This is a genomic window from Parageobacillus galactosidasius (assembly GCF_002217735.1).
Taxonomy (GTDB): Bacteria; Bacillota; Bacilli; order Bacillales; family Anoxybacillaceae; genus Parageobacillus_B; species Parageobacillus_B toebii.
The window spans coordinates 1,500,279-1,512,057 of the sequence record NZ_NDYL01000001.1 but is presented as its reverse complement, the minus strand read 5'-3'; the positions used below and the strand labels follow the sequence as shown (position 1 = coordinate 1,512,057).

Sequence of the window (11,779 nt, the reverse complement as noted above, 5' to 3'; positions counted from 1 at the left end):
ATGGCATTGTTTAAAGGTATTGCAGGTCCAATTCCAAGCACGAAAGATCAATATTTTCGCACGAACACAAAATTACAAGCTGGTACACATGATTCGCCTGGTGAAAAGTTTTTGATTGATCCACGTTTGAAACGCCTATTCCGTTATCATTTCGGTGGTGATGGTTGGGTTGTAATCCCGAAAGGTCGTGCAGTTGCTCCTGCAACAGATGATGGTGGTATTTTTAAAAACGGCACTATTAAAGACTTTGATGGTAATGTGTATCGTCCTGTATTAACACTTGCAAATGGTGGGGTAGATGTACAGGATGTGGACAAAGAAGGAAATCCATACATTCGTAAAGCAAACCGTGCAATTGGTGTAGCTTATGCAAACCTTTATGAAGAAATTATCGATGGATTCAATGGATTCCAACCAACTATTGAAAACGAAATCTATATTGAATTGCCTTACATTCCTAGAAAAGAAGATGCTTATGAAATTGAATGGGGTTCTTTTTATGATGTAGATCCATCACGTCCAGTAAAACCTGGTGACTATGTAATGTCTGATGAAACAGGACGTTTGATTAAAGCAGATTTTGAAAAAGTACGTGAAGATATTGAAGCGGCAAAACAAAAAGCAGCAAATGCTTCTTCATTGGATGAATTGAAAGAAGCACTACAAGAATTAGCAGATGCGGAAAAAGAATATACTCGCTTGCAAGAGCAAGTGATTGGACAAGTATGGGCGATTGAAACAAATCTGCCGCCGCAAGGTTGGTTGCAATGGGTCGGTTGGTCACAACAAGATATGGCAGAAGATGATTGGAAACAACAAACTGGTTTCCGTCCTGAAGATATTGGTGCACAAGACGGATTCCCTGGTTATCCATATGAAAAAACATATCGTAACTGGGATACAAAAACAAATAAATACTTCCCAACAGGAATTCCGGGATTAACGAACGGTTCAAATATTGAAGTGCCTTTCACTAACGAAGTGATCGGTTATGTGCAACCAGGTCAAAAAGGTCGTCATGACTTCCGTTTGAAACACACTCCAGCAGTGGAAGGCAGTGTAGAAGTATTTGCAAACGGAACAAAAATCGATCCGATTTATGTGCATCATGAATCTGGTCTTGTAGTGATTGATTATGACAACTCAAGTGGTTCATCACCTGTTGAAATTACAGCAACTTATAAAGCAACTGGTCAAATTCCTGGTGTACCTACTGGTTGGGACTGGAAAGGTTCAGTGGGTGCAGTAAGAATCTTGTTGCATAAGTAATGAAAGGGGAGACAACATTATGTTCGGCAATCTAGAAGAATTACAACTTTCACAAGAATCACTAAACGTGTTAAAGCGCATGAAGCGCATGTTAGATCTTTCTGAAGACTGGACTCAAATTCCGAAAAATGAATTAGTTACGGTTCGTGAGGCATTGACAACTCAAGACGCATCGATTTTGATTCCTCGTGTAATTACCGGCATGATGCGTGAAGCAGCTGAGCCTTTATATATCGGTACGCAATTACTTCAAAAAGTGCGCTTAACAGAAGGTCGTTCGATTGAATTCCCGTCCATCGGTGCTATGCGTGCGCATGACATCGGGGAATCTCAAAGCTACCTCGAAGAAACAGTGGACTTCCAACTTCACAGAACTCAAGAAGTGAAAGTTGGTAAGTCCGGTATGGTGGTCCGTGTAACGGATGAAATGATCAACGATTCTCAATGGGATGTTATTGGTATTCTTGTCCGTAAAGCTGGCGAAGCAATGGCACGTTTAAAAGAAGAAAAAATCTTTATCCAATTCTCTAAACACGGACACATTGTATTTGATAATGATATTCGTCAAAAATATCCGGAAGCTGGTACAACTGGTATGGATATCGAAGGGCATTATAACAATACTCTATCAACAGAAGACTTGATTGATATGTTTATTGCGGTTATGGCAAATGGTTATACACCAACGGATATTATCATGCATCCATTAACTTGGTCTGTATTCTTCAAAAATGACATTATTAATAGCTTAACACATGCTGCATTGGGTGGATCTCAAATCACAAACTTAAAAATTCAACCGGATCAAGTGCAAGGTCGTATTCCATTTGCAATTAATATCAACTTTACGCCATTTGCACCATTCAACTATGAAACTAAGAAATTTGATATGTATGTGGTTGACCGCAATAACATTGGTATCTTGCTTGAAAAAGAGCCATTAAGCACGGAACAATTCGATGATCCAATGCGTGATATCCAAACAATTAAAGTAAAAGAACGTTATGGTAATGAAGAATTAAGCGTAGCTGCTTAATTCGGAATTGCCCCTTATGGCAGTAATGTCATAAGTGCACTCGGCTATATGCGGGGACATCCTGGGTATCCTGTAAGAGCAATCTTGCAGGTGGGGACAATCCGCAGGGAAGCTTATCTTTTGACAATTAAATACGATGTGCCTTAAATGATATTAGAGGTGTTGGAAAAATGAATAAAAAATACCAAGTTAATGAAAACTTTTTTAAAACATGGACAGAAGAAAGTGCTTATATATTAGGATGGATTATGTCAGATGGTTGCATTAATTACATTCCACAAAAGAAATATGAAATACGTTTTGAATTAGCTGATTTGGAGGCTATTCAAAAAATAAGAAAAGCAATGGGATCTAATCATCCAATAAGAGAACGTAATGATAAAGGAAGCAAATTGTATGGATTATATATAAATAGCAAGAAATTAGTTAAGCAACTTTTAGATTTAGGAGTCCATCCTAATAAAGCGAAGCGTTTAAATTGGCCTAATATACCTAAAGAATATGAAAAAGATTTTATTAGAGGATTCTTTGATGGAGATGGTTCTGTAAGAATTAATAATAAGAAAAATAATCGCAAACAACTAACTAGCTTTTTTGGATCTATATGCAAACCATTTTTAGAAAAACTGGGGCAAGTTTTAAGAGATGAAATTGAATTAATACCAAAAATTTATGAAGATACTCCAGGATTTTATAAGTTGCATTATGGAGGAAAAGAATCTCATGCACTTTATAGATACATGTACAAAGATGCAACCATATACTTAAATCGCAAAAAAGAAAAATTCGAGGAAGCAATTGAGATTAAAGCAGGAATAGGATTAGCAAAGTGTAAAAGATGTGGAGAAGAAATTGTTCGAACAAGCAATCGTCAAAAATGGTGCGCTGATTGTAAAAAGGAAGTGCTAAGAGAACAATGGAGAAAGAAATATCAGCGCCAGAAGGCACGTCGTAGTCAAAAGATATAGCCCCTCACAGACTGTACGCCGAGCATCCAATGCAAATTGGATGAAGATACAGTCGGAGCTGCATGGCGACATGCAGAGATAGGCAGAAATGACCTATCCCCCGTTGCCTTCCGGGAGTAACAACACTGATCGGAATTTTAAATGAAGGTAAAGCCGTTGCAACAGCACGTAATATTGCATTCGAAAAATCTTATCCAGCTCCTGAAAGAATTAAAATTGTATCTTAATTAAAATAAATAGGCGGGCGAAAAATAAGGTCGCCCGCTTTTTTGATAAAAAGAAGGAGAGGGGAGAAGTAACATGCCTGAAATCAAAGTTGGTTTGGCTCAAGGTAAAGTAAGTTTTTTTGATCCAAAAACGAATACGTACATTACGTTAGATAATCCGGTTCAAAAAATTAAGTTTGATGATAATACAGATTTATCAGGTATTTGTCATGCGTTATTCTCTCAACGTCCAGCACTTGTGTTATATGAAGGGAAATTACCACAAGCGGCTATTGATGCGTGGAAAGCGAAATATGATTTGAAAGGCCTGCAAATGGCTAAGCAACGTGCAGATGAGATTCAAGCTAAAAGTGCAGATGTTGTAACACAAAACATCAATAAAGCAGAAGAAGTAAAAATGGAAGCCATGGCAATTGAAAATGAAAAAGAAGTAGAAACAATAGAACAAGATGATGAAAAAGAAACAGAAGAAGTAGAAACAGCAGAAAAAGATGATGAAAAAGAAGAAAATAAACAAGAGGAGAAAAAGACTTCTCGTAAACGTAAATCAAAAGCAGCAGATGAAGAGTAATAGGAAGAGGTGACACACATGCTTGAATCTAATTTCTCAAAGCAAGTTGTGGTCCCCTTCCTTAATCAATCATTTCCAATTGAACAACAAAAACGAGAAGATCGATTATTACGAAGCATAACATTTCCAAGTGATACACAAACTGCTTTGCGTTTGCATGCTATTAACCATAACTATAAAGTAGTATCTACAATTGAAAGACGAACAATAAATCTTCATATTCCAGAAGATGAATGGAACGCTGAGACTGATAAACTTCGTATTAAAGCATATTTATCTATTCCAGTGGATGGCGTTCGAGAGTCACATTGGGTAACTCAACATCATGTTGATTATGGAATGGTTCAATCTCATAACCAATACCGAGTTCGTGGAGTTTCTACTCAAGGTTATTTAAGCGATTGGGTATATTCTGAAATACGTGACGATGAAAATGATCTCATTCTTTATGAGTTGTTATATGAAATCATTGATACGTTGCAAGCGATTAATGATAAAGATGTGACGTATTTATTAGATTATGCTTTAGAAGATATGTTTAATACGATATTTTCTTCAGGAAAACCGATTCCGAGTACTTCATTTGCATTAAATGACGAAATAAAAACGAAAATCAATGAATTGCTGCAAGTATTTTCAGCGATTTTTACCTCATCTTTCAAAGAAGATGTTTTTGCATCACCTAAAGAGTTTACTGAAATTGCAAGAACGTATAAATTGTTAGAAAAATATCAGGAAACAAAAACAGACTTTTTGGCTTTATTGATCGAACATTATTTAGAAGAAAAATATGAGGAATTAATCAAAAAAGTTGATCTTGAAGTATTTCTGAAAAACGATGAAGAAATGCAAGTTTTACTTCAAAGCATGTATGAATTTGATATCAAGAATGAATTAATACGCTCATTGCATGATATAGAGCCTCATGATCGTTTTGTCACAAGTTTGAATGATGCAGTAGAATTAATTTCAGAACCAATTGTGTTTGAGCAATTAAAAACTACCCCGAAAGAAACAATTGAACAGTTTATGAGATTGGCGTTTCAAGAGTTGTATATCCCATTATTGATAATGGATAAAAGAGCTGTCGAGTTAACTCATGAATTGTTTGATGAATCAAGTTTTGAGTCTAAAGGCGATATTGTTGAAATAGATACTATCAATGAGGAAGATGTTTATAAGCTATTATTAGTTTATGATGTGCTTGAATTACTAATGAATGATCTAGTGGATCCTGAAATGGATTTTCACATTCAATTTATTGAAAAAATTATTCAAACAGCCAATCAAGAACAATTGTCTTTATTCATTGAATATTCGCCTATTGAATTTATTGAATGGATGACTAATATCAGAGAAAGTTTTCAAACCAAATATTTATCATTAGCGAATTCATTATCTTATCAAATAAATGCACAGATTAAAGAAAACACGAATATAAAGCATTCGTCATCTATGTATTCGTTGCTTCATCAAGTGAATACACAGATAGATGATGATAGTGAATTACATTTCTTAAAAGGAACAGTCAGTTTAAAAGATGTCTATATGGCCAAGATTAAAGAATTTAATGAGTTAAAAGAAAAGTTAGAATTTCCATCTTATCAATTTGAGTTTATCTTGAAAATATTAGAATCAGCTTTTAATCAAACAAATTTAAGTAAAGTAGAATCTGATCATAATTTATCTTTAACATCAGAAGAAGATTATTTCATTCAAGAAAATAAGAAAAAGTTTCATCATAAATTAGCTCAAAAAATATTAATGAATGAACATATTATCAACCATTCGAATAAATGGTTTGTATCCCTTAAAGAATCATTGAAAAGTTATCCGATTGAATCATTTTTTAATACTTGGAATCTTAATCCTGCTTCACTTTATAATGAATTGCTTCTTGAGAAAAAAGAACTTGAGATCCATCAGGATCTAGAAGATGCATTTATTATGAGTGGAGAAGAAGTAGTTCGTTATATGCTAGGTGAAATAGGTGGCGGTTGGCCTTTAGGACAATTTGTTTTAGGAATCAATACATTGAAAGGACAAGCAGGCGGATCTCAAACTGGAGAAGGAACGAATTAAACAATTAAAGGGGTGTCACATATGAATGTAAAAAGCTTAAAAAAACTGATTTCCTTGCTTCCAGATGGAGCTAAGAAAAATATGCTTTTGCGTAAATTAGAAGCTTTGCAAGCTAAACAATCAGACGGATTGTCTGATGAATTTTCATTAAAACCAACAGGACACATTAAAATTGAAGCTATTGATGAAGATGGTAATGTAGTAGGGGTGTTAGCTGATCAACCAAACCTTGTAGTAAATGGTGCTGAAGAAATTTTATTGCGTGCTTTTAGTGGCGATCCAGAAAGAATGTTGTTTAAAAACCGTATTCCTAAAGGCGGTTCTACTGGCGTGTATCATGTTCAATTAAACAAAATTATTGATGTTGTAAATGGGCAAAATGTTGTCGTTCATCATCCAAATGAGTTATGGAAAGTTGTGAATGATGAGGACTTTGATATTGATTATAGTTATTATCCTATTACCGTTTATGTAAAAGAAGAAGTTTCAAAAGAGCCGGGAATGAAAGCATTTAGTATTACAACTACACCTGGTCCTAATACAGCACCTTTAACATCTGAAGTTTACAGCACATATACAAATTTATTCATTGGAATTGGTGATGGTAAAAACTATGCGGTTCCTTTAGATGATAGTCGCTTAACATTCTCCTCTGGATTTACAGGAGATGCTACTCGAAAAGAAACTACAACATTAAATGATGAAGTAACATTTACTGAAAAAATGAGTCACTTTGTTGTAGAGTACATGAAACACAATAAAGGTGGTCAATTAGAAATTTATGTAGATGGTGTATTGAATCAAACTATTGAGACATATGATAGCTCATTAGCTGATGGAGTTGAAGTACCTGCGTTTGTGGAAATTTCGGTTGATCCAACAAAAGAAACTGCTGTTAGATTAAAATTTTCTGGTGCTGATCCAAGTGTAACAAATCCAAAAATTGTTCTAACTGGCATTCGATTTGATGCATTTAGTAAAAACATGAATGGCTTGATTAGTGAAATTCCTACTTTTGTGACAAAATTTGATACACCGGAAGTTTATAATACAACAACAGTTGCGCCATATACCATTCAATTAAAGCATTATCCTGTCATTGCAGATAGTGTTTCAATTGAGTATGAAGGGAACGCAATGCAACGTGTTACAGATATGAATGATGTAGCAGAGGGTAAGTTCTTTGTTGATGAAATGACAGGTAAAGTTTATTTCAATCGTGCATTAACAGGATTATTTGTCACATATGAAATCACTGGTGAAATCCACGAAGATGAAATTGCTACTTCTTTAACTACTGTTCAAGTTGAAGTTCCTGTAAATGAATCATTAACTCCTGATGGAAGCAACAAAGTGTTTACTTTAAGTCATAATAATCTAGTTGCTGGCTCTGTAACAGTGAAACTGAATGATGTGGAATTGAGTATGCCGGCTGATTATACTGTGAATCATTCGACAGGAACTATTACATTTACTACAGCTCCTGCAAGTGACTCTACATTGGTGGTTGATTACAAATATAAGGAAAATGCATTGAAATATGAGCTTCAAAAACCAATTAAAGATTCTTTCGTGCGCTTATTTGATCAAAACAAAAATGAGTTGACGTTAATCGAAGATACTGCAGGTTTTGATGAAGCAAATTTCTTAATTGACGAAAATGATGTAAATCGCAAAACATTGATTATTCATCCAAAAACATTAGGTGGCAATGCAATTACACGTTTGGATGTTTATTATAAATCTGATGCTCAACCAGGAATTCCTACAAATTATAAACGACAAGTAATTTTAAAACCAAAAACAGAAAATGAATATCCATGGTTTGAATTAGATAAAGGTTCTGTGCAATTTGTCGCAGAATTCAAAGAAGGAATTCCAAACTATAATGTAACAATTCGTGAAATGGGATTATTTGATGGACCACGAGTTGATGATCAAGTAACAGGCTATAAAGGTTATCCAGTGAAGGCTTTCTCATTGGTTCGGGTAGGAGAAACAAGAAAAGAAGTGTCCACAGGTATTCGTGTAACATGGACAATCACTTTATTGAATGAAAACGGACAACCATTTAAAGGCGGATTTTAATTATAAGTCAGGGGTGAAGTAACATGATCCAAGATGTAGCTGCGATGAATCCAAAAGGTCATGTAAAAGTAGAATTGTATGATGAAAATGGCGTGTTTTATACAAAAGAAAAGAAAAATCTAGTGGTATTAGATGCAAATAGTATTGTCGCTGAAATGATGGCAAATCCATCAAAAATGATTCGAATGACTCAAACCGATCACGGAGATACAGATTTAACAACGAATGCGGAAGGAACATATACCTTCCACTTGTCTATCCAGCCTGAAGTAAAAGGAACTTATGACAAAGATATTCCTTCTACAAACACAAATACCATCATTACTTTAGATGGCGTAGAAAACATTACAGCATTGCTTTCTGTAAAAGTGGGAACGAATGTATTGCAAATTAACCAAGATGTATTTTTAAGGGATGCCGAAAAAGGTATTTTGGAGTTTGCTGTAGCTCCAACACAGCCTATTTCTGTTACTTATAGAAAAGTGAAAGACCCAATGGTTCGAATTATTGAGGGAACAGAAGTTGTAAAAGTCGGAGCAGAAACTTGGAAGCGTGGCAATGTGGCAAGTGATGCAAACAAAACATATGTGATTGATTATAAAACAGGAGAAGTAAAATTTGAAAACACAAAAGTAAATGTAACAGTCACATATGATTATCATCGTAAATATTGTTTAGGTTTTATGGCATTAGGTGGCAAACCTGCTGGACATCCTGATTATATGCCGGTTTCATTCTCTAACACGGATAAAAATAAAACAGATATGCCAGAAGAGCTTGATGGTTCAAGAGTGCCAATTATGTTCCCAGCAGAAATTTCAGATGGAAAACCAGAAATTGATATTTTTCCAACCAAGCCAATTGATGTTATTGAAAAGACAGTAACAATAACAGCTGCAGATAACGATAGCGATGGAGCAGTTGATACAGTTTATGATTTAGATAACTCTGGAAACAAATTATTAGCATTAGTTTCTGTAAAAAATTTAACTACTTCGACAGATTTAGTTGTTGGCACTGATGTAAACATTAAAGATGCAAATGCAGCTACTATTGAATTTGTAAATGTTCCGAATAACGGGGATCAGTTTGAAGTGAAATTCCAATTGCAAGCTAATAATAATCATCTCACATATCAATTAACTCAAGCACCAGTTGTAGCTTTAGAAAAAGTTGTTCATGAGGATATTAATGGAAATAAAACAGAGTATGTCATTCAAGATCGTGGCCTTAAATTAGGGCAAGGCGATGTTTGGTTGCTGAATCCAAATGCCGGCATTATTCAATTTAGTGCAACTCCAAGTACAGGAGTTCCTGTAAACACTCCAGGACAATTAACCATTCAATATCGTGTGAATGCCGGTAAAGTAGTTAAATTTATCGCTGACTTCCCGAAAGGTGTTCCAGGTCCAGTGAAATTAACAAAAACTGATACATTTACTGTAAGTGGCGGAATGACTACTTTTGCATTAACTTATCCAGCAGCTAAAGATGCAAGCGGCAAATTTATTATTGCAAGTGTAAAACGCAATGGAAATCCAGAAAGTTATACACTTTCTCCAGATGGAACTCAAATTACAGTGAATAACGCTGCGAACGGCGATGTCATTGAAGTGCAATACACATATGAAAAAACAACTCATGAAATTTATCAAGTAGCAATGTTTGATGGCAAAGATAAAGCAACAAGCAAAATGTTTAATATTTCAGGTATTGGTCCAATTACAAAAGATCAAAATACAGGGATGCGGGTAACTTGGTCCGTGACCTTCTAAGGAGGGACCATAAATGGCAACACCAAACTATATGAAACGTATCACATTTTTAGATGGACAAGTATTGCATGATTTCCACTTAAATATCATGCAAAAGAATATTGCTGAAGCTATTAAGCTTAAAACAACAATGGAGAGATACGACATGCTTTTGCTCGTATCTCCCTACAATTATTATTTTGCAGAACCTTTTATTGATACATCGAATCGTGATCCAAGCAGTACTGCGCAATTAAATCCACTAACTTTCACGATTAATGCCGATTCATGGGTTACACCAGTTCTTGAGTTGCCAGTGGTGACAGATGAAATTTACTTGTTAGCTAACTTTGAAGATTATCCTAGTCAAAATAGCTTTGTGAATTTTTACTACCGTACAAGTACAGCAAACAACTGGGTTAAAGTAGCGGTAGACACTCCAATTTATTTACCAGTCCCATCTAAATTTATTCAAGTAAAAGTGGAATGCACGTATTCTGGGACAGTACGACCAACTGTATATGATTTTGCAATTATGGCGAAATAAGGGGAGATTGTATATGGCAATGGTTCGTCAGCATCCGGATTATCCTAAATGGAGAATGAAAATTGGAATCATGCCAGACTTTTCTGGTTCTAAAATATCTAGTCAGGAGATTCCAATTGGTGTTTGTGATGGAGCTAATAAAGTATTTAAATTAGCAAATAAGCCATTGAAACACAGTGAAGAAGTAGTAAAAGATGGGATGGTAATGAAACGGGATTTGGATTATACCATAGACTACGCCACTGGCACCATTACTTTTTCAGATCATCAAATTCCTCAACCAAAGTCAGTTATTCATGTCACATATAAATATATGGGGGCATAATTATGGATTTTGTGTTACGAACATTTCCTAGACATTTAAGTGAAGATGTTGCTTGTGATACAAATATTAGAGTCGATTTTATGGTGGACTTGAATAGTCAATTATTAAGAGAGGAACATATTGTGTTATGGAATGTTACCGAACAAAAACCAGTTTCTATTCGATATGAATACCGAAGTCGAACATTAATTATAAAGCCTAGAGAATCACTATCTCCACGAATGCATTATCAATTGCAATTAGTAGGCGGAGAAAAAGGGATTCGAGATATTGTAGGAAGATACATGCCAGAAAGTTATCAAATTGAGTTTTTTACCAAAGATGTAGATGGTATTAAACCTCCTGTATTACTAACACCTACTCATTTATCTGAAGTGACAGAAAAACCTACTTTTACATGGAGTGCAGTAGAACATGCTTATGCTTATGAATTACAGATATCTTCAACTAATACGTTTCATAATGTGACTTGGCCACCTTCTTCACAATTAATATTTGGCACCAGTGTGAAGCCAGATGTGAAATATGAACAAGGAAGATATTATGCTAGAATCCGAGCTATCGCTGAAGACGGAACCAAAAGCGCATTTTCTGATGTAATTCAATTTTATGTAAATATTAATGATTTTCAAAAGCCACCAGAAACAAATTTTCCTATTCGAACGAATACGAGAATTGAGCAAAATTCACAATTAACAGTACTTGAACAATATTTCTCTCAACAAAATCAATCGAGTTCAGAAAAATTACGTATCGTTTCTAGTTCTCCAAAACATCGTTCTTCACATTTCCCTGTGGCCAAATTACAAAAAATTATTGTTGAATTCAATGAGCCGTTGGATCCGAATAGTGTGACTTCACAAAGCTGTTATATCACTGAAGAAAAAAATTAAATGACCGTCTCTAAAGCAG

At 34.9% G+C, this 11,779-nt stretch carries 10 protein-coding genes; all 10 read left to right on the top strand.

Annotation, left to right across the window (positions count from 1 at the left end; all coding sequences use genetic code 11):
• The 10 genes from B9L23_RS07815 (at nucleotide 1) to B9L23_RS07770 (ending at nucleotide 11,760) form a co-directional block, all read left to right on the top strand.
• On the top strand, nucleotides 1–1,269 hold the full coding sequence (locus tag B9L23_RS07815) for a hypothetical protein (protein WP_089097222.1): 1,269 nt from the start codon (nucleotides 1–3) through the stop codon (nucleotides 1,267–1,269).
• 19 nt (nucleotides 1,270–1,288) lie between these two features.
• Complete coding sequence (locus tag B9L23_RS07810; RefSeq protein ID WP_089097221.1) at nucleotides 1,289–2,305, top strand: phage major capsid protein; 1,017 nt, start codon at nucleotides 1,289–1,291, stop codon at nucleotides 2,303–2,305.
• 170 nt (nucleotides 2,306–2,475) lie between these two features.
• Nucleotides 2,476–3,273, top strand: a complete 798-nt coding sequence (locus tag B9L23_RS07805) for an LAGLIDADG family homing endonuclease (RefSeq protein WP_089097220.1) — start codon at nucleotides 2,476–2,478, stop codon at nucleotides 3,271–3,273.
• Between the two features lie 300 nt (nucleotides 3,274–3,573).
• The gene (locus tag B9L23_RS07800; protein ID WP_089097219.1) at nucleotides 3,574–4,071 is read left to right on the top strand and encodes a hypothetical protein; all 498 of its coding nucleotides are present in this window, start codon (nucleotides 3,574–3,576) and stop codon (nucleotides 4,069–4,071) included.
• Nucleotides 4,072–4,089: 18 nt separating this feature from the next.
• Nucleotides 4,090–6,153 (top strand): ligand-binding sensor domain-containing protein, encoded by a 2,064-nt coding sequence (locus tag B9L23_RS07795; RefSeq protein ID WP_089097218.1) that lies wholly within the window; start codon nucleotides 4,090–4,092, stop codon nucleotides 6,151–6,153.
• Nucleotides 6,154–6,174: 21 nt separating this feature from the next.
• Nucleotides 6,175–8,241 carry a hypothetical protein gene (locus tag B9L23_RS07790; RefSeq protein ID WP_089097217.1) on the top strand — a complete coding sequence of 689 codons (2,067 nt, stop codon included), beginning with the start codon at nucleotides 6,175–6,177 and terminating at the stop codon, nucleotides 8,239–8,241.
• A gap of 23 nt (nucleotides 8,242–8,264) precedes the next feature.
• Nucleotides 8,265–10,016 (top strand): hypothetical protein, encoded by a 1,752-nt coding sequence (locus B9L23_RS07785; RefSeq protein WP_089097216.1) that lies wholly within the window; start codon nucleotides 8,265–8,267, stop codon nucleotides 10,014–10,016.
• 13 nt (nucleotides 10,017–10,029) lie between these two features.
• Complete coding sequence (locus B9L23_RS07780) at nucleotides 10,030–10,542, top strand: hypothetical protein (RefSeq protein ID WP_089097215.1); 513 nt, start codon at nucleotides 10,030–10,032, stop codon at nucleotides 10,540–10,542.
• A 13-nt stretch (nucleotides 10,543–10,555) separates the two neighbouring features.
• Entirely contained in the window at nucleotides 10,556–10,867 is a 312-nt protein-coding gene (locus B9L23_RS07775) for a hypothetical protein (protein WP_089097214.1), read from the top strand.
• A 2-nt stretch (nucleotides 10,868–10,869) separates the two neighbouring features.
• Entirely contained in the window at nucleotides 10,870–11,760 is an 891-nt protein-coding gene (locus tag B9L23_RS07770) for an Ig-like domain-containing domain (RefSeq protein ID WP_089097213.1), read from the top strand.
• The last annotated feature ends 19 nt before the right edge of the window (nucleotides 11,761–11,779 follow it).

Coding starts and splice junctions, on each gene's coding strand:
- B9L23_RS07815 (WP_089097222.1), top strand. CDS start 1: ATGGCATTGTTTAAAGGTATTGCAGGTCCAATTCCAAGCACGAAAGAT.
- B9L23_RS07810 (WP_089097221.1), top strand. CDS start 1,289: ATGTTCGGCAATCTAGAAGAATTACAACTTTCACAAGAATCACTAAAC.
- B9L23_RS07785 (WP_089097216.1), top strand. CDS start 8,265: ATGATCCAAGATGTAGCTGCGATGAATCCAAAAGGTCATGTAAAAGTA.
- B9L23_RS07770 (WP_089097213.1), top strand. CDS start 10,870: ATGGATTTTGTGTTACGAACATTTCCTAGACATTTAAGTGAAGATGTT.
- B9L23_RS07805 (WP_089097220.1), top strand. CDS start 2,476: ATGAATAAAAAATACCAAGTTAATGAAAACTTTTTTAAAACATGGACA.
- B9L23_RS07790 (WP_089097217.1), top strand. CDS start 6,175: ATGAATGTAAAAAGCTTAAAAAAACTGATTTCCTTGCTTCCAGATGGA.
- B9L23_RS07795 (WP_089097218.1), top strand. CDS start 4,090: ATGCTTGAATCTAATTTCTCAAAGCAAGTTGTGGTCCCCTTCCTTAAT.
- B9L23_RS07780 (WP_089097215.1), top strand. CDS start 10,030: ATGGCAACACCAAACTATATGAAACGTATCACATTTTTAGATGGACAA.
- B9L23_RS07800 (WP_089097219.1), top strand. CDS start 3,574: ATGCCTGAAATCAAAGTTGGTTTGGCTCAAGGTAAAGTAAGTTTTTTT.
- B9L23_RS07775 (WP_089097214.1), top strand. CDS start 10,556: ATGGCAATGGTTCGTCAGCATCCGGATTATCCTAAATGGAGAATGAAA.